Raw genomic sequence first — 20,842 nt, 5'->3', positions numbered from 1 at the left:
GGGGCACGACTCGGGTGGGAACTACCGGCGCACGGTGATGGACCAGGCAGCGTCACCGGTCTTGAGGAACTCGGTGACCTCGTAGCCGTTGTCAGAGGCCCAGGCAGGCAGCGACTGGGTTCCCTGGGTGCAGTCAAAGTTGATGACCAGCTCGTCCCCCGGGTCGAGCTCAGCCATGGCCTCCTCTGCCTCCAGGACGGGGAACGGGCACACCTGGCCGGTGGTCTCCAGGACGGTACGCATGAGGATGTCCTCTCTGTGCTTTGTGCTTTTCTGTACTGTGTGGGTACGTGCTTGTGGCAGGTGTCTTCCTGGCAGGTGCCGACCTCATGGTGAGGGTGCTACGGCTGCCGTCCGGCGGCGGGGACCGCTCCTTGCTCCTTTCGTCGCATCTTCTCCTCGCCCCTTCGCCGCCTGCCCGGCTGCCACCTCACCTGACCGTGGCGGCAGCGGGCTGCGTGGTTGCGCTAGATCCAGCTGCCCTGGCTGCGCGGCGACGCTGGCGGGGACGGATGATGGTGGCCCAGGCGGCGGCGCCGACCCCGAGCACCTGGAAGGTCAGTGCCATCCAGCCCTGCCACGACAGCAGGGAGGTCTGGACCAGGGCGTTACCGATGGAGCACCCGCCTGCCCAGGCTGCTCCCACGCCCATGAGGACGCCGCCCCGATGGAGCGCTGGATGACGCTGGCGGAGGGTACACGCACGCGGAACTCGCCGGAGGCCTTGGCCGCTAGGTAAGAGCCCAGGAGGATGCCCAGGACCAGCAGCACACCCCAGTCCAGGTACTCGGTGTCCCCGGTGACGACAAGCCCCACCAGGTTCGACGAGGGTGTGGTGATACCCAGCCCGTCCTCACGCCCGGACGCCCAGGACAGGGGCCAGGCGAGGATTGCCACGGCACCGACCAGGGCCCCGGTCACCAGCGGGTTCCAGGACCTCTCCAGGAGGAGGTGGGCCAGGCCCCGGCGCTGGGCGGGCAGCCCGACCTGTGGTCCCAGGCCCCGAGAGGCGACGACCCTGCGGTGCACCAGGACGGCAGTGAGGCCAACCAGGATGACTACTCCTGCCCAGTCGGGGACGCCGATGGTGGCGGGCAGCGTCGTCAGCTCGGTGACCCACAGGCCCTTGACCCACTCTGTGGTTCCGGCCAGGATGCCGTTCTTGGAGGCGGCTGCGGTCACCGCGTAGGCGACCAGCGCGAACCAGGAGCCGACCAGTCCCTCCCCGGCCCGGTAGTAGGTCCCGGTGGCGCAGCCCCCGGCCAGGACGATCCCGGTGCCGAAGATAAAGGACCCGGCCACGGTGGCCACGACGGAGAGCCGGGGGACCTCCGGGTTGATAGCTCCCAGGCCGGTCAGAGCGGCCACGCCGACGGACTGGACGGCTACGGCCAGGAGGAAGGCAGTGAACCAGCGCCAGGAGCGGGAGACCCACAGGTCCCTGAACGCGCCGGTGATGCAGAACCGGCCGCGCTGGAGGATGAAGCCGAGGGCAGCGCCCACGGCAAGTCCGGTGATAATCATGGAGTGTCCTTAAGCGTATGTCTTGGTATGTCTATCGATGTGTCTGTGTGCGGCTGCGGGCTGTGGGGCGATCCGCAGGTGGGCCGTACTCGTGCAGCAGCCGTGGGCAGGGGAGGCGAGACCGGCCCGCACCACCGTGATGGCGCTCAAAGGTGCGCGGGTCGGGGTTGGTGAGGGGCGAGTCCTATTCAGTGGCGCCCCAAGGCGATGGAGGCACGCCACTGCCAGGCCCGCAGATGGAGGCGGGAAGGAGTGGGAACGGGCGACGAGGCCCTGTACGTGTCCTGGCCGGGACGTGGGGCACCTGTACCGCTACGGGACGGGTGGCCCTCAAGGGAAAGGCTGCTGAGATGAGGGAACGTTGCCGCGAGCAGCCTGCCTCAGCGCGTCCAGGCCAGGGACATACACAGCCGGGTCCCGCGCGGTGCGGTACGGCAGGTGGGGGCCTGGCTGGCGTTCATGGGCTGCTCCGGTCCTGCTAGTCCTACTGGCTAGCTTTACGAGACGGGGACGCGGCCGGAAGAGGCCGCTTGCCAGGAACACTAGCGGTCACGGCGAGACTCTGGCAAGGTCTGGGTCGGGGACGTGTAGATTGTCCGGATTGTGGGACGGCCGTAGGGGGCTGACGGGGCTGCTGCGACTGGCAGGCGGGGGTCCGCCCTCAGCTGGCAGGTCGGCGCGCGGTAAGGAGGCGGGCCAGGCCGTCGTCCGGGATTGAGGGAGTGGTGCCCCCGAAAAGGGGGCACTGGGGCTGAAAGGAGCACCAGTCGCACAGACGCGAGCGGCGCGGCCTGAACTCTCCTGCCCGGGCGCAGTCCTCGATCTCATGCCACATCTGTGTGAGCCTGATCTCTGCAGACTCTAGCTCGCCTGGGCGGGGGTCGTGGGTAAGGGTGCGCCCGTCCCTGAGGTAGACGAGCTGAAGGCGGGCCGGGACCCGGCCCCGCAGCCGCCACAGCACCAGCCCGTAGAAGCGCATCTGGAACAGGGCGTCCTCTATGTAGCGGGGGTGCGGGCTGCGGCCGGTCTTGTAGTCCACCACCCGCATGGCGCCGTCGGGGGCGACGTCGAGACGGTCCACGAAGCCACGCAGGAGCAGGCCGTCGGAGGTCTCGACCTGGACCAGGAGCTCGCGCTCGGCAGGCTCTAGACGGGTGGGGTCCTCCAGGGAGAAGTAGGCGCGGACCAGGTCCTGGACCTCCTCCAGCCACTTCTCCACCTGTGTGGCATCAGTGAACAGCTCCATGACGGCCGGGTTCTTCTCCCGGTGGGCCTCCCACTGGCCGGGAAGCATCGCCACCGCCGCCTGCGCGGTGCGCTCGGTGGCAGGAAGGTCATAGAGACGCTCCAGCACGCTGTGCACCACGGTTCCCTTGTGGGTCGCCAGCGACCCGGGCTCAGGCAAGCGGTCTACCGTACGAAGCCGGAACAGGAGCGGGCACTGGAGGAAGTCCTTGGCCCGGGACGGAGACAGAGCGGCCCGTCTGCGATCCCAGCCGTGGGCCTGCCCTGCCCGCTGCGTCTGCGAAGGGGCGCGGACGGTCTCTCCCGGTGACGTGGCGGGATGTGGCGGGCGCGACCTACCCTCCGGCTGGTTGCGTGGCTGTTGCGGCTGGGCCGGCTGGGGCAGCTGGGTCATGGGGTGACGCTACCGCTGTCAGCGGGTGATAGCCGCTTGGGTGCACGGGCCTGTGGACAGTGTCCCTGACGGCCGGCTGCAGTGGGCGGCCCCTGCGGGTGGTGCCACGCAGAGCCGACACAGGCTGACGTAGGCTCTGGCGCATGCCTTTCTCCTCCACCTTGCCCCCGGCACGGTCGGGACGGTCCGGCGAGTGGGTCCTGGGGCGCGTCGGCGGGGCGCCGGTGGTTGTGTCTGCCAGCTCCCTGCTGCTGGGGCTCCTGGCCGCCGTCGGCTGGTACCCCTCAGTCTCCCGTGCCCTGGGAGCCCTGGGCACGTCGGTCGTGGTCGGTGTGGTTGCCGCCACCGTCGTAGGCGTGGCCCTCAGCGTCCTCCTCCATGAGCTCGCCCACGGCCTGACCGGGACGCTGCTGGGCTGCAGACCCGTGCGCTACGAGCTCTACCTGTGGGGAGGACGTACCAGCTTCGGGCGGGCCGCCAGTGCCTGGGCGCCGTGGAAGGACGCGTTAACCTCTCTGTCCGGTCCTGCTGCCAACCTGCTCCTGTGGGCAGGAGGGACCCAGGTCCAGCGGCTTGTCTGGGAGGCGGATGGGCAGTGGGCGCTCCCGGTCTATGCGACCGCCTGGGCCCTGACGTGGGTCAACCTCGCCCTGGCGGTCTTCAACGCGCTCCCGGGCCTGCCCCTGGACGGCGGCCACGCCCTGGCGGCCCTCCTCGCCCAGCTGACCGGCAACCAGGACCTGGGGCGCAGGACCGCCGCCTGGGGAGGTCTGCTCGTCGTCGCGGCAGCGGCGTGGTGGTGGGTCCTGCGGCCACTAGTTGTCTACGGCCTGCGTCCCGGTGCTACCACCCTGGTCCTGGTGGCGCTGGTGGGCTGGTCCGTCGGCGCCACCAGCTGGCGGGTTCTGGGGCTCGGCCGTGGCTCGCGTGCGGCGGCCTCCCTCGACCTGCGGACCCTGGCCCGCCCGGTGGCCGTCACGGGCCGTGACACCCCGGTACCGCAGGTCAGGTCCCTGCTGGAGCGGGTGGACCTGGTAATCGTCGCCGACGGGCCGCGGCTGGTGGGCGGCATCGACACCGCTACGCTGGCCCAGGTCGGCCTGCAGGCCGAGGGGAGTGGGGCGGAGGCCGTCGCCGACCAGGTGTGTACGGTCCTGCCGCCTGCCTGCCTCACCACCGCCGTGACGGGTCAGCAGGCTGCCGAGGCGATGCAGGCGGCCCGATCCGTGTCCCGGTGGCTCGTGCTGGTGGAGTCGGACGCCATCAGCGGCGCGGTCCCGACCGGGGCTCGGTGACAGCCCGGCACACCTGGTGAAGGCCCGGTGACATCGACGTGGAAGGATCAGGTGTGACCTCGCTGTCCTCCAGACCCGCTGCCGCCTCAACGGGTCTCCTCCTGGCCCTGGCGGTCCAGAACGCTGTGCCCCCCTTCGCGACGGACATGTACAGTCCCGCCTTCCCGGAGGTCACAGCAGACCTGCACACGTCGGCGACCAGCGTGGGCCTGACGCTGACCGCCTTCTTTGTCGGTATGGCCCTGGGTCAGCTTATCGGCGGGCCGGTGTCCGACCAGCGGGGACGTCGCCTGCCCATGGTGGCTGGCGGGCTTGTGTGCACCGTCGGCGCCGTCGTGTGCGCCCTGGCGCCGAACATCACTGTGCTCGTCCTGGGGCGCCTGCTCCAGGGGCTTGGTGGCGGTGCCGCCGCAGTGGTGGGACGGTCGGTCCTCGTCGACGTCGCCCACGGGGACATGCTCGCCCGCTTCATGTCGATCCTCATGGCTGTCAGCGCCCTGGCACCCATGGTGGCTCCCGTGGCCGGGGGCGCGGTACTGACCGTGGGCACGTGGCGTGCCGTCTTCTGGTGCCTGATGGGCTTCGGCCTGCTCATGACCGCGACGGCAGCGCTCCTGGTGCCTGAGACCCTGCCCCCGCACAGGCGCCAGTCCGGAGGAACCAGGCGCCTGGTCTCCGGGGTGCGTGTGCTGGTGGCCCGGCGACGGTTCGTCGGGTACATGCTCACCTCTGCCTTCTCCGGCTTTGCCATGTTCGCCTACATCTCCTCCTCGTCCTTCATCCTCCAGGGGATCACAGGGCTCAGCCCCATGGCCTTCTCCCTCTTCTTCGCCAGCACCGCGGGCAGCCAGATGCTCCTGTCGGTGGTCAACGCCAACCTTGTCACCCGGGTCAGGCCCCACCGGCTCGTCGCCCTGGGGCTGTCCGTCTCGGCGGTGGGAGTCATAGTCGTGGCGGTCAGCGTCGTCCTTCTTGACGTGGCACTGGTCCCGTTGTGCGCAGGGTTTCTGATGGTGATGTCCGCCCAGGCCTTCGTCTTCGGCAACTCCAGCGCCCTGGCGCTGGGGGAGGTGCGCCATGTCGCGGGGGCTGCCAACGCCCTGCTGGGCCTGGCGCAGGCCGTGGCCAACGCGACCGCCGCCCCGCTTGCCAGCTCAGGCGGCAGCGACACGGCTGTGCCGATGGTGGTAGTCATGGTTGTGGGTGTCACAGGAGCCTGGGCTGCCTACACGGTCGTAGGGCGTACCACCCAGAAGAGACATCTGCCGGAGGCCTGAGCGGTGTAGGCGCGAGCACGGTGACGCGTTGTCCCCCACGTGCCACCACCCGTCCCGTCGTCGTCGGGTGCACCGGGGCGGAGGTCATAGACTTCCTGGTGATGACAGACAGCAGCCCCAGCCTCCGTGGTCCCGGGTCCCCGGGCGACCCTGCTCCGGGTGCCCCGGCAAGCCGCTGTGCCCCCTCACCACGGCTCCGAAAGGATCGGTCCCGCGAGCGTCGTCCCGGGACCGACCAGGCTGAGGGAGGCCCGCAGGCCCCCTCTTCGCAGCCCCTGACGCCCCCGGCAGCCGCCGCCAGCGCCTCCCTGCCACGTCACCCGACCCAGGAGGTGCTGGACCAGGCCGGACGGCGAGGACCCTTCCACTACGGTGACCGGGTGCAGGTCACCGACTCCAAGGGTCGTCAGCACACCTTCGTCCTGGACCCCCGCGGCTACTTCCAGTCCGTGCGCGGGTCCTTTCACCACCGGGAGGTGGTCGGTCTGGAGGAGGGCTCTGTCATCGTCACCGCTACCGGGCACGAGCTGCTCCTGCTGCGGCCCCTGCTAGCCGACTACGTCCTGTCCATGCCGCGGGGGGCGCAGGTGGTCTACGCCAAGGACGCCGCCCAGGTCGTCGCTCTGGGCGACATCTTCCCCGGGGCCCGCGTGCTGGAGGCCGGAGTGGGCTCGGGCGCGCTGACCATGAGCCTGCTACGTGCCGTCGGCCCCCAGGGGCACGTGCTGTCCGTCGAGCGCCGGGAGGACTTTGCGGCTATCGCCGCCTCCAACGTCGACTCCTGGTTTGGTGGGCACCACCCTGCCTGGGAGCTGCGCACCGGCGACTTCGCCGACGTCGTCGCCGCCCACGTGACCCCGGCCACCGCCGACCGGGTGGTCCTCGACATGCTCGCTCCCTGGGAGAACACCGAGGCGGTAGCCACGGCCCTGGTCCCAGGGGGGGTCCTTGTGACCTACGTCGCCACTGTCACCCAGCTCTCCCGCACCGTCGAGGCCCTGCGCCACAGCGGGCTTTTCACCGAGCCGGTCTCCTGGGAGTCGATGGTGCGTACCTGGAACGTGGACGGCCTGGCGGTACGGCCCGACCACCGTATGGTGGCCCACACCGGCTTCCTGGTGTCAGCGAGGCGTCTGGCTGCGGGCAGCCGTCCCCTCACCCGCAAGCGGCCGCCAGCGCGTGGCGCCTATGACGAGGGCGGGTACTGGGTGGCCCAGGACATAGGGGAGCGTACGAGTACGGACAAGAAGGTCCGCCGCGTCCTGCGTGACGCCCGAGCCAGGCAGCCCCTAGACGCCACCCCGGTCCAGCCCGGCGCTGCCGGGGACGACGACGTGCACGGTGCTGAGCCACCCTCGCGGCACTGCCTGTCCTCGCGGCCGGTGCCGGACCCGCACGGAGCAGGCGCATGAGCAGGAGCGGCCCCGCTGCTGAGCGCCCGGGTTCCCAGCAGGCGGAGGGAGGGTCCGTGGTCAGTTCCAACAGTCCCCAGGCCCAGGACCAGCCTGGCGTCCCCGACTTCACCAGCCACCAGCTGCGCGAGGCGCGGGCCGAGGCCGTGAGCCTGGCAGCCAAGAACGACAGGCTCGTCGCGGCGCTGGCCGCAGCCCGTGAGCGCATCACCGAGCTGGGCGCCCAGCTGGACGCGGTCACACGCCCTGCGGTGACACTGGGGCTTGTCGTCGAGGTCTTCCCACCAGCGGCCCCCGTGCCCTGGGCGGCGCACGAGCAGGCACCGGCGGGGGCGTCAGCGGATGAGGGCACCCAGACCCCCTCCCGGCAGGTCCTGGTCTACCTGGGGGGCAGACCCATGGGGCTGGCCGCCCACCCCGGGCTCGCCCCTGAGGAGCTCCAGGTAGGCCGCCTGGCGGCTGTCAACGACCAGATGCTCGTGGTGGGTACCCTCCCAGCACCCACCACCGGCGAGGCCGTCACCCTCGACGAGGTGCTTGACGCCACCCGGGTCCTGGTGACGACTGGCAGCGGGGCCAGCCGCGTCCTGGCCCTGGCTGACCACCTGGATACTGAGCGCCTGCGCACCGGGGACACCCTGGCAGCCGACCCTCGTGCCGAGGTGGCCACCGCCGTAGTGGAGCGCACCGGCGTCGCGCAGCTCGTCGTGTCCGAGGTCCCGGACGTCTCGTGGGAGGATATCGGCGGTCTAGGTCCCCAGATCGAGCAGGTCCGCGATGCTCTGGAGCTTCCTTTCACCAGTCCCGGCCTCTACCGCGCCTACGGACTGCGCGCCCCCGGGGGGTGCTCCTGTACGGGCCGCCCGGGTGCGGCAAGACCCTCCTCGCCAAGGCGGTCGCCACCTCCTTGGTCGGCTCCCGTTCCGGTAGGGGCGGGCAGGCCGGGGCCGCCTTCCTCAGTGTCAAGGGGCCGGAGCTGCTCACCAAGTTCGTGGGGAGACCGAGCGCCAGGTCCGGGCTATCTTTGAGCAGGCCCGTCGTGTGGCCGCCGAGGACCGGCCCGTGGTGGTCTTCTTTGACGAGGTGGAGGCGCTTCTGCGCACTCGGGGCACGGGCGTGTCCAGCGACGTGGAGTCTACTGTCGTCCCCCAGGTTCTGGCGGAGATCGACGGCGTGGAGCCGCTGGGCAACGTGGTGGTTATCGGTGCCACCAACCGGGAGGACCTGATCGACCCTGCGGTGCTGCGGCCCGGTCGTCTTGACGTGCGGGTCCGTATCGACCGTCCTGACGCCGCAGGTGCTCAGGACATCCTGGCCCGGCACCTGACCAGTGACCTGCCCCTGGCCCCGGCAGAGGTGGCTGCGCACGGCGGTGACAGGGAGGCGGCGGCTGCCGCGATGCGCCGTGCCACCGTCGCCGCCCTCTACGCGCGCACCCCGGCAACTGCGGTCCTGGAAGTCACCTACGCTGACGCCACCACCCGCACCCTCCACCTGGCAGACCTTGCCAGCGGGGCCATGCTGGCTGCCGTCGTGGCTGGCGCCAAGACGGCAGCCGTCAAGGACGAGCTTGCTGGCGGCCAAGGGGGGTTGAGCACGCAACGCCTGTTGGAGGCTGTCTCGCTGCAGGCACGTCACAGTGAGGAGACGACCGGTGCGGCGACCAGCCCGCAGGAGTGGGAGCGCCTCGTGGACCGTGACGGACGGGGAGTCCGTCACGTGCGTAGGCTGATACCCTCTGCCCCCGCCCCCGGTGGTCTCGGGGCGGGGGTCAGGACCCGTGCACAGGCCTGGCCAGGGGCTCACTGGCAGCGGCCGTGACGTCGGGGGGCCGTCTGGACGGCCAGAGACTCCAGGACTACCAGGACCGGGTGCCGGGGACCAGGACGGAGGCTGGTTGTGAGACCAGCGTCAGCGACTGACCCTGCGCCTGGGGCGCCGCAGCCGCAGGACCGGGAGGACCAGGACGGGGCGCCGGAGCCGGTGGAGCGTCCGGTCGGCCTGGAGACGGAGTACGGTGCTCTGTGCCCCGGCGCTCCACGGACCCACCCTGTCGCGGTGGCAACTAGGGTGGTCCAGGCCTACGCCGCCTCGTCCCGTCGCGGCCTGGTCGGTGCTGACGGGGCCGCCGCCCCGCCTGTGCGCTGGGACTACGAGGGGGAGGACCCTCTGGCCGACCTGCGGGGAGGGCGCCTGGACCGGGCTTGGGCGTACCCCAGCCAGCTGACTGACGACCCGTCTCATCCCGCGCCGTCGGGAGAGCGTGGCCCGGCCCCTGTAGGAGAGCCCGGAGGTGCTCGGACCAGGGGAGAGGAGGGCCAGGGGCAGCCTGTGCGTGGAACCTGGAGCAGCCGACCCCGGCCCAGCGCCCAGATGGCCACGCTGCCAGCGGCGACGAACCTGGTCCTGTCCAACGGCGCCCGCTTCTACGTCGACCACGCCCACCCCGAGTACTCTTCCCCGGAGGTCCTGACCCCCCGCCAGGCTGTGGTATGGGATCGTGCCGGGGAGGTCGTCGCCCAGCGTGCCATGGAGACGCTGGTCCGGACAGGTCCGGAGCCGCCCGGACCCTCCGGGGCACCTGGGCAGGCTACGGTGCTGTCGGCAAAGACCAGGCAGGCAGGCGGGGAGGTCGTCCTGTACAAGAACAACGTGGACGGGAAAGGCGCCTCCTACGGCTCGCATGAGAGCTACCTGGTCTCCCGTGAGGTTCCGTTCGCAGACCTGGCGGCAGCCCTCGTCCCCTTTCTCGTCACCCGCCCTGTCTACGCAGGCGCCGGGCGCGTGGGAATCGGCCAGCGCAGCGAGGTGCCGGGGTTCCAGGTCAGCCAGCGTGCCGACTACGTGGAGTCTGTCCACGGCCTGCAGACTACCTTCAGCCGCCCCATCGTCAACACCCGCGACGAGCCCCACGCCGACGCGCAGCGCTTCCGCCGTCTGCACGTCATCAACGGGGACGCCAACCGCTTTGACGTACCCGTCTACCTCAAGGTGGCGACCACCAGCCTGGTGCTGTGGCTGCTGGAGCGACAGACCCGGCTCGGCCAGGGCCTGGGCCGCCTGGCCGACCTCCAGCTGGTCGGAGACCCTGTGGAGGAGCACTGGGCCTTCTCCCACGACACCTCGCTGACCCACAGGCTGCGCACGCGAGGTGGACTCATGACCGCGCTGGACATCCAGGGAAACTACCTGGATGCTGTCAGGCAGGCCCTGACTGAGGATCTCGGGGGCTGTGACGCCGGGTCCGTCGGCCGACAGACCGTGGAGGCGCTCGACATGTGGGCGGAGGTCCTGGCGGCCCTGCGCCGGTGGGCACGCGACCGCAGCGGTAGTGCGGCGTCCCTGGTGGAGTGGGTCGCCAAGCTGGAGCTGTGTCAGGCGCTGCGTCGGCGCCACGGCTGCGGCTGGGAGGACCCGCGGCTGGCTGCACTGGACATCCAGTGGGCGGACCTGCGCCAGGGCCGCTCCGTGGTGGACCGGCTGGACGCTGCCGGCCGCGTGCACAGGCTGGCCTCCGCCGAGGAGGTGGCGGCGGCGGCGGACGCTCCGCCCCGAGGGACCAGGGCACAGGCCCGTGGGCTGGCTGTCGCCCGCTACCCGCAGGTGGTGGCAGCGTCCTGGACGTGCCTGGTCCTGGACCTGCCGGGACGCGAGGACCTTCTTCGGCTGGACCTTCCCGGCGGCGTGCGCGCCGACGACGGTGAGACCCTTGCCATTCTCCAGGCCGTTGGAGAGGAGGTGGCTCCTGGGGGAGACTGGGAGCAGGCAGGCGCCCGCTGCCTGGAGGAGGAGCCTCCTCCAGGCAGGGGCCGCATCCGTCACGGGGAGGAGACAGGCACATGACACCGTCGCACACCGTCCACCAGCAGGTCGGGACAGCCGAGGTCCTAGGGGACCCGCAGGCGCAGGCAGGTCCGCGTACCGTCGGTACCCAGGCCCAGGTCATCGGTGTCGATGAGATCCTGGACGAGATCGACTCCGTCATCGAGACCAACGCGGCCGCCTTTGTCCAGGGCTTTGTGCAGAAAGGGGCCAGTAGGGATGAGGGGCGCCCGCCCCCGGCCCGTCGCGTCTTCGGGATCGAGACCGAGTTCGGCGTCACCTGCGCCTCCACCCGCGGGGGCCCGCCTCCCCTGGACGCCGACCAGGCTGCCCGCGAGCTCTTTGAGCCGGTGGTCCAGCGCGGGCGCTCCTCCAACGTGTTTACCCGCTCCGGGGGGCGTCTCTACCTTGACGTGGGCTCCCATCCCGAGTACGCCACCGCGGAGTGCGATCGGCTGGAGGACCTGCTGGCCCAGGACCGTGCCGGCGAGCTGGTCATGGCCGACCTGGCGGACCAGGCCACCTCGCGCCTGAGCCGGGCCGGCGTTGACGGGCGTGTCCACCTGCTGAAGACCAACAGTGACACCCAGGGCAACGGGTTCGGCTGCCACGAGAACTACCTGGTGCACCGTCGGTCCAGCTTTCTTGACGAGGTTCGCGCCCTGGTCCCGCACCTGGTGACCCGGCAGCTGCTGGTGGGCTCCGGGCACATCCTGCCTGCTGCTGGCGGTGCCCCAGCACGCTACGTCCTCTCCCAGCGGGCTGACCAGGTGTGGGAGACGGTGTCGTCTGCCACCACCCGCGCCCGCCCCATGGTGAACACCCGGGACGAGCCCCTGGCGCGCGCCGAGGACTACCGTCGCGTGCACGTGATCGTGGGGGACTCCAACATCGCGCAGGGCTCCACGCTGCTCAAGGTCGCCTCCGTGGACCTCCTTCTGGACTACCTGGAATCCGGGGGGGACCTGTCCGACCTGGCCCTGGCAGACCCGGTGAGGGCCGTGCGCGACACCTGCCGGGACCTGACTGGGGGAGCACTGCTGGAGCGGGACATGGGAGGCACCATCACGGCGCGCGAGGTGCAGGAGGAGCACCTTCGCCGTGTGCGCTCCCACGTGCAGTACCACCGTGACCTCACCGGACTGCAGGCAGCCGCCCTGGACCTGTGGGAACGGGGGCTGCAGGCTGTCGCCGCCGGGGACCCTGACCTTGTGGCTGATGAGCTGGACTGGGCTGCCAAGCTCAGGCTGCTCACGCGTCTCACCGAGCGCCTGGGCACCGACCTGAGTGACCCGCGTGCGGCTCGCCTGGCCCTGGCCTACCACGACGTCTCTGCCACCGCGGGGCTTCGTGACCGGCTGGAGGCCTCCGGGGCACTCCGGTGCTACGTGGACCGGGAGGCCTGCCAGGCGGCAGTGGACACGCCTCCGGCGACTACGCGGGCGCACCTAAGGGGCCGGGCGGTGGCGCTGGCTGAGGACACACGACAGGATCTCACCGTAGACTGGGTCAGTCTCAGACTTGACGACGGTAGCCTGCCGGTGATCTCGTTACGTGATCCCTTTGCCTCGGCTGACGAGCGGGTGGATGCCCTTATGGCGGAGATGGAGTCTCGTTCCGGCAGGCTCTCCGCCGGAGTCTGAGCCGTCATAACCAGGAGAACCTATGAGCACACCGAGCACGCCGCGCCCTGGGGGCGGCACGACGCTGACCCGCCGTCAGCGTCGTGAGCGTGAGCGCGCCCAGGAGGCGGAGCGTGCGCGGCAGTCGGGGCAGGCACCCGGGACCGGCTCCCTCCCCGACCGAGCTGACTCAGCTCCCAACCGACCTGCTTCTGTGACGGCTCCCGCAGCGCCTGTGTCGCCGCCCCGGGCCTCCACGGATCGGTGGGCTGCTCAGACCACCTCCTTTGACCAGGTCGTCACCGGGTCGGTCCCTGCTGCTCCTCGATCGGCCCCTCCGGAGCGGTCTGCTTCTCCCAGCCAGGGGGGTTCCCCCGCTCAGGGGGCCAGGCGCTCCCTGGACGCTCGTCGGAGGGCGGGGACACCTCGACGGGGAGGAACCTCGGTCGCGCTGTCCACACCTGCCCCTGCGGCCGCCACTCCTCCCGGCGCCGACTCTGCTCCTCTGGCTCCGGCAGCCGCTGTTCACCCTGCGGAGCCGGGCGTGCGCGATCGCGGCGCCGAGCCCGGAAGCGCTGCTGACCTAGAGGACTCTGAGAACTCTGAGAACGCGGTAGCGGCCGAGCCTGCCCCGGCCACCGGCCCCCAGCGGGTGCTGGGTGCGGCACTGGGGCGGCGTCCCCGGGGGCTGGCTGCCCTGGCCCTGGGAGGTCTGGTGGTGGCCGCCATGGTTCTGATCCCGCTGGCGGTGACCCACCTGGGCCTGGGCGGGCAGGGGGCCTCCAGCTCCGCCGGTGCCGTGGAGACGGTCCTGCCTGGCGACGCCGAGCTGAGCACGGTGGCGGAGATCGCGGGAAGGCAGGGGACCGTGCCGGTGGTGTCGGTCAAGGGGGTCCTGGCCGCTCCCTCCTCCCTGGTGACTGACGTCCTGGTGGAGGGGACGGGCCGCGCTGTCGCTGAGGACGAGCCGGTCATGCTCTCGGTGTCCACCTTCTCCGGGATCGACGGCTCCAACACCACCGGGACGGACTCAGGGACCTACCTGTACACGGGCAGGCTCACCGAGGAGGTGGGCCAGGACATGGACGCCGCCCTCCGCGGCAGGACAGAGGGCTCGCGCGTCGTCCTGCGCGCGCCCGCGCAGGAGGAGGACGGCACCAGGACCACGGAGATCACCGTCGTGGACATCCTGCCCACCACTGCCACGGGGGAGGAGCAGACGGCAGCCGATAACATGCCCGCTGTCACGGTGGAGGACAACGGTACCGTGTCCGTCTCGGTCGATGACCTCCCCGCCCCTACGAGCGCGGCAGCCTCCACCCTGGTCCGGGGCGGGGGACGGCAGGTGGGGCCGACGGACCGCGTCGTGGCCAGGTACTCCATCGTGAGCTGGTCCACCGGTAAGGACGTCACGGAGTCGACCTACGGTGACGCCGTCCTCCCCCGCGTGATCGATATGACGGACACCATGGCGGGGATCTCCCAGCTGCTGGCCGACGTCACGGTCGGCTCGCGCGTGGTCATGGCACTGCCCCCCGAGCTGGCCCGGGGGGAGGACGCCGTCGTCGCCGTTATTGACGTCCTGGCGATCAAGGACAGCGCAGCCTCCGGCCAGGAGGCCCCTGGCGGGGCGGGAGCCAGTGCCGTGCCAACGCCGTCACCGGCCGCCACACCAGCCGCCGCACCGACGGCGGCGTCAGGCGCAGCACCAGCTGCCACAGCAGGTTCCCCGTCCTCCGCCTCGGCCCGACAGGGCTAGGCGGGACGGGCTACGGAGGAGAGAGCCATGTGTGTTGCCGTTCGAGTCATTCCCTGTCTCGACGTCAAGGACGGACGCGTGGTCAAGGGGGTCAACTTCCAGGGCCTGCGCGATGCGGGTGACCCCGTGGAGCTGGCCTCGCGCTACGACCTCCAGGGCGCTGACGAGATCACCTTCCTGGACGTCTCGGCCTCTGCGGAGGGGCGAGCCACGATGGTGGAGGTAGTCTCGCGCACGGCTGAGCAGGTGTTTGTCCCGCTCACCGTCGGGGGCGGGGTGCGTAGTGTCGAGGACGTGGACCGGCTGCTGCGGGCAGGAGCGGACAAGATCAGCGTCAGTACGGCGGCCGTGGCGCGCAGCGAGCTGCTGGCCGAGGTGGCTCAGCGCTTCGGCAGCCAGGTCCTGGTGCTCTCTCTCGACGCGCGCCGCTGCCCGCAGGGCGCGTCTACCGACTCCGGCTACGAGGTGACCACTCACGGAGGGACCCGCTCCACCGGTATCGACGCCGTGGCCTGGGCGGTGCGCGCAGTCGGGCTAGGTGTGGGGGAGGTCCTCCTGAACTCGATGGATGCTGATGGTGTCGCTGACGGATTCGACACGGAGATGATCGACGCCGTGCGCCGTGAGATCACGGTTCCGCTGATCGCCTCGGGAGGCGCGGGCAAGCCCGAGGACTTCGCCGAGGCGGCCGACCACGGCGCGGATGCCGTCCTGGCCGCTTCTGTCTTCCATTACGGGGCCATGACTGTGGCTCAGGCCAAGGAGGCGCTGCGCGAGGCAGGGCACCCGGTGCGCTGACGGGGCACAGTCGCACAGTCGGCTGCGGGGCGGTGGGACGATCCGAGGAGAGCGCTGCGACGAAGAGGCCTGACAGAGCCGGGTGAGGCCTGATGAAGTGCCCGAGGAAACTAGCCTGACGAGGTGGTCCGAGGAAGCAGCTCAAACTGAGCTTCGGTTACCGAAGCGCTGCGAGGCAGTTACGGGTCGTGTAGCCTCGCACCGCCCTGCCACGTGGCGGGCGCTGGCTGGGAGTGCCTGGTGGCTCTATCCGGCAGCAGTGACGAGTGACCTGAGGAGTCTGTCATCGTGAGCACCTATGACCCGAACCAGCCCGGCGGCTACCCTGCTGGTCAGCAGCCGGGGGGCTACCCTGCCCAGCCCGGCGGCTACCCCGGCCAGCAGCCCGGGGCGTACCCAGCAGGCTACGGAGCGTACGGGGCGCGGCCGAACCCGACGGAGAGCAACTGGATGGGGGCTGGTCGCTCGGCCTGGGGCTCGCCTCGTTCTGCTGCGGGATCACGGCCATAGTGTCTATCGTCTTTGGTATCCTCGGTATCGTTGCGGCCAACCAGGGCCGGGCGACTAACAGGGGATGTCCATCGCCGGCCTCGTCATCTCGGTGATCTACCTTATCGGCAGCACTATTTACGTCCTGTCAGGAGGGTATGCGGAGATGCTCGACAGCCTGCAGTGACGTGAGTCCTCTGCCGGTCCTTGTGCGCCGCCGCGCCCGTAGCGGCGCTCCAGACGCCTGGGGGCGGTCCGCTCTGGCTGAGACGGCCGCCTCCGGCGCCGCTGCCCCGGCTCGTGGGGCCGGGCCGTGGCGCGGACCCGGTCTGGTTGTCCTGGGCGTGCTGGCGGCAGTGCCCGCGCTGCCCTCCGTCATTGTCCTCATGACCTCGTTGGGCAGGCCTGCCGAGGAGATGGACGGGCCGGACCTGTGTATGCTCCACCGCACCACCGGCCTGTGGTGCCCCCTGTGCGGGGGGACCCGGGCCACGCGCGAGCTGCTGTCCGCAGACCTCTCCGGAGCCCTGTCCTACAACCCCTTCGCCGTGGCCACCGAGGTCCTCGTCGTCCTGGCCCTCGTGCGTTGGCTCGTGGCCAGGTGCTCGGGCAGGAGCCGCCTCCTGGCCTCCTCGGGCGAGATGCTGGCCTACAGCCTCGCTGCGGTCCTGTTCGCGGTGGTGCGTAACCTGCCCGGGCTGTGGGCCTACCTGGGACCGAGCCTGGGGCCGGGGGTGCTGGGCTGAGGTGAGAGGATACGACAGTGACTCTGCGTCCTGACATTGCCTCCCGGCTCAGGCGAGACCCTGCCGGGCTCGTGTGCGCCGTAGTCCAGCAGCACGACACCGGGGAGGTTCTCATGGTCGGCTGGATGGACGACGAGGCCCTGGACCGCACCCTGAGGCAGGGGCGCGTCACCTTCTGGTCACGATCCCGCCAGGAGTACTGGCGCAAGGGGGACACCTCCGGCCACGTCCAGTACGTGAGGTCGGTGGCCCTGGACTGCGACGGGGACGCGCTGCTGGTCACGGTGGACCAGGTGGGCGCCGCCTGCCACACCGGGCGTCGTAGCTGCTTCATGGCTGGCGGCGACCTGGGTGCGGTCGTCGGCGCCGCCCTGCACCCTGGCGTCCATGAGGAGCCCGGATCGCCGGGGGAGGGCCGGTCTGGGGCTGACCAGGGCTGAGGTGCTGGCCCCACGACGACCCTGCGACATGGTCGTGGCGGCGTCGTGACAGGCAGCAGGTCCTGACGTGTCCACACCTCAGCAGGACGCAGCCCCAGGTGTCTGCTGCTACCCGGATGCTGCCCCTGGTACTCGTGCCGACGCCGCCTCCCACCGGCCAGCGGTGTCCAGGCCCTGGGAAGATTCGATGAGGATTTGCTCTCGGGCGCGCTCCCGGGGACGATGATGCAGGCGACCTAGGAGTCCTGTGAGGTCCTGCCCTGGATCGTGAGTGCTGTAAAGGAGGTGTACGGAGGCAGTGTTCGGTCACTTCGAGCAGCGTGCGGTCGAGGCGCGCCGGGCCGTGGAGGAGCGGGAGCGCCAGGTCCCGCTGGAGGCCGTCAAGGAGCTCTCCCGCACCGTTCCCGGGGCGATTGACGCCCGCACCGCGATGCGGGTGGCTGGCCGCGCCGTGACGGTCATTGCCGAGGTCAGGCGCTCCACGGCCACCTTTGCCGACCTCTCCGGTACCGGGGACCCGGGTGTCCTGGCCCGGTTCTATGCCGCTGGTGGCGCCGCCTGCATCTGCGTGGTCACCGGGCCCACCGCCTCCTACGGGTCCCTGCGCGACCTTGACGACGTCCGTGCCGCAGTCGATCTGCCTGTCCTGGTCAACGACATCATCGTCACTCCCTACCAGGTACACGAGGCCCGTGCCCACGGGGCGGACCTGGTGGCGCTTGACGCCCGTCTCAGCCCCCTGGTCCTGGAGGCCCTGGTGGAGCGTACCCATTCGCTGGGGATGACCGCCGTCATCAAGGTCCGTACCCGGCGCGAGGCACTGACCGCCATGGAGCTGGGGAGCCTGGTGGTCGCCGTGGACGCCCTCGACCTGCAGACCCTGGCTACTGACCGCACCCGCTTCGAGCAGGTCGCCGAGGTCCTGTCTCCCGAGGTCATCCGGATCGCCTGCGGGGGCGTGCGTACGCCCCACGACGTCATGGACTGTGCTCGCAGCGGGGCGGACGTGGTTGTGCTCGGCGAGGCGGTCATGCAGGCGACTGATCCTCAGCAGCTGGTGGCCGAGCTGGTGGCCGCTGGCGCTCATCCCTCCCTCCTTCACGCCGTCCACCGAGAGGCTCCCTGAGTGCACCTTCTGATCCCCGGCCTGGCCCACGTCCCTGTGCCCCGCGACCCTGTCGTAGCGGCCCCGGCCTCCATCCCCAGCCCTTCTTCCAGCGTGTGGCACCTGGGACCGCTGCCCCTGCGCGCCTACGCTCTGTGCATCCTGGTCGGCGTCGTCATCGCTGTGTGGTGGGGGGACCGGCGCTACCGGGCACGGGGCGGCCCCGGGGAGGTCGTGCTGGACGTCGCTGTCCTCGCTGTCCCGGCAGGCGTGCTGGGCGCCCGCCTGTACCACGTTGTGTCCTCCCCGCAGGCCTACTTTGGCCCTGGCGGGGACCTCCGGCTCATCCCGCAGGTCTGGCAGGGTGGCCTGGGCATCTGGGGCGGTGTCGCGGCGGGTGCGGCGGCGGCTGCCTGGATGGTGCGCCGACGGGGCCTGCGCCTGGCTCCCTTCGCTGACGCGCTCGCCCCGGCCCTGCTGGTGGCCCAGGCTGTCGGACGGCTGGGCAACTGGTTCAACCAGGAGCTCTTCGGCTCTCCCACCACCCTGCCGTGGGGCCTGGAGATCGACGACGCCCACCTTCCCCCCGGCTACCCCTCCGGTACCCTTTTTCACCCGACCTTCCTCTACGAGGCCCTGTGGAACCTTGCCGGGGCGGTGCTCCTGGTGTGGCTGGGCCACCGGCTGGCGGCTCGTGGGACTGCTGCTGGGGGGCGGCTCATGTGGGCCTACCTCATGGTCTACACCTCGGGCCGGGTGTGGATCGAGATGCTGCGTATCGACGAGGCCCAGACGGTCCTGGGCCTGCGGCTCAACGTGTGGACCTGCCTGGTGGTCTTCGTCCTGGGCGCAGCGGGACTCGTCCTGACCTCGCGCAGGACGCCGAGTGACGCGGTCTACGCCGTGCCTCAGGCCGTGCCCCGGGAGGACTCCGGGCGGGCCGCGGGTGAGGGAGAACCGGCACCAGGGGACAGCGACGTCAGCAGCGCGTCCTAAGACGGTGCCGTCCCGGTGGCGTCCCGGTAGGATTGGCCCATGCGCAGAGCCAAGACCGTATGTACCCTCGGCCCCGCCACGGACTCTCCCGAACAGGTGCAGGCGCTCGTGGACGCCGGCATGAACGTGGCACGTATCAACCGCTCCCACGGTCGGGCGGAGGACCAGGAGGAGGTCATTGACCGTGTGCGTGACGCCGCGCGGGCCTCGGGGCGGGCCGTGGCGATCCTGGTGGACCTCCAGGGGCCCAAGATTCGTCTGGGCAAGTTCGTCAACGACCAGAAGGTCATGCTCAACAAGGGGGACGAGTTCACCATCACCACCGAGGAGGTACTCGGTACGGTCAAGCGGTGCTCCACCACCTTCAAGGGTCTGCCCGGGGACTGCCGCCCCGGCGACCGACTCCTCATAGACGACGGGAACGTCGCCGTGCGCGTCGTGTCCGTGACGGACACCGACGTGGTCACCAAGGTCGAGGTCCCCGGCTACGTGTCCAACAACAAGGGCATTAACCTGCCTGGCGTGGCGGTATCCGTGCCCGCACTGAGCGAGAAGGACCGCGACGACCTGCGCTGGGCGCTGGGGATCGGTGCCGATCTCATCGCCCTGTCCTTCGTGCGCAACGCGGCCGACATCGAGGACGTCCACGAGATCATGGACGAGGTTGGCGTGCGCATCCCCGTCATCGCCAAGATCGAGAAGCCTCAGGCGGTGGAGAACCTCTTCGAGATCGTCTCCGCTTTTGACGGCATCATGGTGGCCCGCGGCGACCTGGGTGTGGAGATGCCCCTGGAGGCGGTGCCGTTGGTCCAGAAGCGCGCCATCGAGCTCGCGAGGCGCCAGGCCAAGCCGGTGATCGTAGCGACGCAGGTGCTGGAGTCCATGATCCAGAACCCGCGTCCCACCCGGGCCGAGGCCTCTGACTGCGCCAACGCGATCCTCGACGGTGCCGATGCGGTCATGCTCTCCGGAGAGACCTCTGTGGGCGCCTACCCCATTGAGGCGGTGCGCACGATGGCCAGCATCATCGAGAACGTCGAGGAGAACGGCGGGGAGCGTATCGCTGAGCTCGGCTCCTACCCGCAGACACGTGGCGGTGCTCTCACCCGTGCCGCCGCCGAGATGAGCGAGCAGCTCGACGTGTCCTGCATGGTGACCTTCACCCACTCCGGTGACACGGCACGGCGCCTGTCCCGGCTGCGCTCCCCGATCCCGTTGCTGGCCTTTACCCCCCTGGACTCCACCCGCAACCAGCTGTCGGTCACGTGGGGCGTGACCACCTACCGTGTCCCTGAGGTGCGCCACACTGACGAGATGGTCGCCCAGGTAGACGAGATCCTTCAGGAGAAGCACCTGGCCAACCCGGGCGACGTCGTCGTCATCGTGGCTGGCATGCCTCCGGGCACGCCTGGCTCCACCAACTCCATCCGCGTCCACACGGTGGGAGAGAAGGCGGACTACACGGTCTGACGGTGGCAGGAGGCCTGGTACCGGAGTCGGCCCCGATGTTGGTTGCGCCGCACAGTGTCATCCAGGTGTTCATGTAACCCTTGGTTGAGCCCATGCCCGCGTTGTAGCCCTCGTCTCCCGCCGAGCGCAGGACGAGCACCGTGGGGAGCGTCCTGCTCGGTGGCAAAGACCTCCAGGGACGAGATCGTCTGGTACATCCGATCCAGAGTCTGCTCGCCACGCTCCTCCTGCCTCAGCAGGGTGGCAAACATCTGGATCCACTATCCACTCCTCCAGCATCTCCTAGGTTCCGTGCGTCAGGCCGATGACGGGGTACCCCGCGGCCTCGATAGGCTCGATGTAGGTGGCGGCGTCACCCTGGTCAGCCCACCGGATGACCACGTCGGGATTGATGCTGGTGATCTGCTCGACATCGGGGATGACGTCGGAGTGGGCCACGGTCCTGCTG

General features: G+C 70.3%; 15 protein-coding genes and 2 pseudogenes. 13 read left to right on the top strand and 4 right to left on the bottom strand.

Going from position 1 to position 20,842, the window contains the following annotated elements; translation table 11 throughout:
* Window positions 1–21: 21 nt before the first annotated feature.
* The 3 genes and pseudogenes from D5R93_RS07120 to D5R93_RS07110 form a co-directional block, all read right to left on the bottom strand.
* Window positions 22–243 (bottom strand): sulfurtransferase TusA family protein, encoded by a 222-nt coding sequence (locus D5R93_RS07120; protein ID WP_119835129.1) that lies wholly within the window; start codon window positions 241–243, stop codon window positions 22–24.
* A 187-nt stretch (window positions 244–430) separates the two neighbouring features.
* Window positions 431–1,524, bottom strand: a pseudogene (locus tag D5R93_RS07115) (YeeE/YedE family protein).
* Between the two features lie 661 nt (window positions 1,525–2,185).
* Complete coding sequence (locus D5R93_RS07110) at window positions 2,186–2,956, bottom strand: RecB family exonuclease (RefSeq protein WP_243107054.1); 771 nt, start codon at window positions 2,954–2,956, stop codon at window positions 2,186–2,188.
* 350 nt (window positions 2,957–3,306) lie between these two features.
* Between D5R93_RS07110 and D5R93_RS07105 the strand changes: the two genes are divergently transcribed.
* The 13 genes and pseudogenes from D5R93_RS07105 to pyk all read left to right on the top strand — a co-directional run bounded on the left by D5R93_RS07105 (window position 3,307) and on the right by pyk (window position 20,394).
* A complete protein-coding gene (locus D5R93_RS07105; RefSeq protein WP_120204529.1) occupies window positions 3,307–4,458 on the top strand; it encodes a site-2 protease family protein in 1,152 nt (383 codons plus the stop codon).
* 53 nt (window positions 4,459–4,511) lie between these two features.
* On the top strand, window positions 4,512–5,735 hold the full coding sequence (locus tag D5R93_RS07100; protein ID WP_120204527.1) for a multidrug effflux MFS transporter: 1,224 nt from the start codon (window positions 4,512–4,514) through the stop codon (window positions 5,733–5,735).
* A gap of 101 nt (window positions 5,736–5,836) precedes the next feature.
* Complete coding sequence (locus D5R93_RS07095; protein WP_243106650.1) at window positions 5,837–7,147, top strand: tRNA (adenine-N1)-methyltransferase; 1,311 nt, start codon at window positions 5,837–5,839, stop codon at window positions 7,145–7,147.
* Window positions 7,144–8,968: pseudogene (arc, locus tag D5R93_RS07090) on the top strand (proteasome ATPase). Before D5R93_RS07095 ends, arc begins: the two are co-directional and overlap by 4 nt.
* Before the next feature lie 162 nt (window positions 8,969–9,130).
* The gene (locus D5R93_RS07085) at window positions 9,131–10,990 is read left to right on the top strand and encodes a proteasome accessory factor PafA2 family protein (protein ID WP_205570126.1); all 1,860 of its coding nucleotides are present in this window, start codon (window positions 9,131–9,133) and stop codon (window positions 10,988–10,990) included.
* Window positions 10,987–12,612, top strand: coding sequence for a Pup--protein ligase (pafA, locus tag D5R93_RS07080; RefSeq protein WP_162933868.1), 1,626 nt, complete (start codon window positions 10,987–10,989; stop codon window positions 12,610–12,612). Before D5R93_RS07085 ends, pafA begins: the two co-directional genes overlap by 4 nt.
* 22 nt (window positions 12,613–12,634) lie before the next feature.
* Window positions 12,635–14,350 (top strand): hypothetical protein, encoded by a 1,716-nt coding sequence (locus D5R93_RS13530; RefSeq protein ID WP_205570015.1) that lies wholly within the window; start codon window positions 12,635–12,637, stop codon window positions 14,348–14,350.
* A 27-nt stretch (window positions 14,351–14,377) separates the two neighbouring features.
* Window positions 14,378–15,148, top strand: coding sequence for an imidazole glycerol phosphate synthase subunit HisF (gene hisF / locus D5R93_RS07070; RefSeq protein ID WP_119835122.1), 771 nt, complete (start codon window positions 14,378–14,380; stop codon window positions 15,146–15,148).
* A gap of 677 nt (window positions 15,149–15,825) precedes the next feature.
* Window positions 15,826–16,383, top strand: a complete 558-nt coding sequence (locus D5R93_RS14040; RefSeq protein WP_243106649.1) for a DUF2752 domain-containing protein — start codon at window positions 15,826–15,828, stop codon at window positions 16,381–16,383.
* Window positions 16,384–16,400: 17 nt separating this feature from the next.
* Window positions 16,401–16,823 (top strand): phosphoribosyl-AMP cyclohydrolase, encoded by a 423-nt coding sequence (hisI, locus tag D5R93_RS07055; protein ID WP_120204523.1) that lies wholly within the window; start codon window positions 16,401–16,403, stop codon window positions 16,821–16,823.
* Between the two features lie 298 nt (window positions 16,824–17,121).
* Window positions 17,122–17,949 carry an indole-3-glycerol phosphate synthase TrpC gene (locus D5R93_RS07050; protein ID WP_119835119.1) on the top strand — a complete coding sequence of 276 codons (828 nt, stop codon included), beginning with the start codon at window positions 17,122–17,124 and terminating at the stop codon, window positions 17,947–17,949.
* Window positions 17,950–17,958: 9 nt separating this feature from the next.
* The gene (gene lgt, locus D5R93_RS07045) at window positions 17,959–18,924 is read left to right on the top strand and encodes a prolipoprotein diacylglyceryl transferase (protein ID WP_396027214.1); all 966 of its coding nucleotides are present in this window, start codon (window positions 17,959–17,961) and stop codon (window positions 18,922–18,924) included.
* Window positions 18,925–18,963: 39 nt separating this feature from the next.
* Entirely contained in the window at window positions 18,964–20,394 is a 1,431-nt protein-coding gene (pyk, locus tag D5R93_RS07040; RefSeq protein WP_119835118.1) for a pyruvate kinase, read from the top strand.
* 282 nt (window positions 20,395–20,676) lie between these two features.
* Here the strand turns inward: pyk and D5R93_RS13230 are convergent, their stop codons facing one another.
* Complete coding sequence (locus D5R93_RS13230; RefSeq protein ID WP_162933867.1) at window positions 20,677–20,832, bottom strand: hypothetical protein; 156 nt, start codon at window positions 20,830–20,832, stop codon at window positions 20,677–20,679.
* Window positions 20,833–20,842: the final 10 nt, after the last annotated feature.

Source organism: Actinomyces lilanjuaniae (assembly GCF_003606385.1).
Classification (GTDB): Bacteria; Actinomycetota; Actinomycetes; order Actinomycetales; family Actinomycetaceae; genus Actinomyces; species Actinomyces lilanjuaniae.
Note: the sequence above shows the minus strand (reverse complement) of the source record. Positions and strands in the feature narration are given on the sequence as shown.

Coding starts and splice junctions, on each gene's coding strand:
- D5R93_RS07120 (WP_119835129.1), bottom strand. CDS start 243: ATGCGTACCGTCCTGGAGACCACCGGCCAGGTGTGCCCGTTCCCCGTC.
- D5R93_RS07105 (WP_120204529.1), top strand. CDS start 3,307: ATGCCTTTCTCCTCCACCTTGCCCCCGGCACGGTCGGGACGGTCCGGC.
- D5R93_RS07095 (WP_243106650.1), top strand. CDS start 5,837: ATGACAGACAGCAGCCCCAGCCTCCGTGGTCCCGGGTCCCCGGGCGAC.
- pafA (WP_162933868.1), top strand. CDS start 10,987: ATGACACCGTCGCACACCGTCCACCAGCAGGTCGGGACAGCCGAGGTC.
- D5R93_RS13530 (WP_205570015.1), top strand. CDS start 12,635: ATGAGCACACCGAGCACGCCGCGCCCTGGGGGCGGCACGACGCTGACC.
- hisF (WP_119835122.1), top strand. CDS start 14,378: ATGTGTGTTGCCGTTCGAGTCATTCCCTGTCTCGACGTCAAGGACGGA.
- pyk (WP_119835118.1), top strand. CDS start 18,964: ATGCGCAGAGCCAAGACCGTATGTACCCTCGGCCCCGCCACGGACTCT.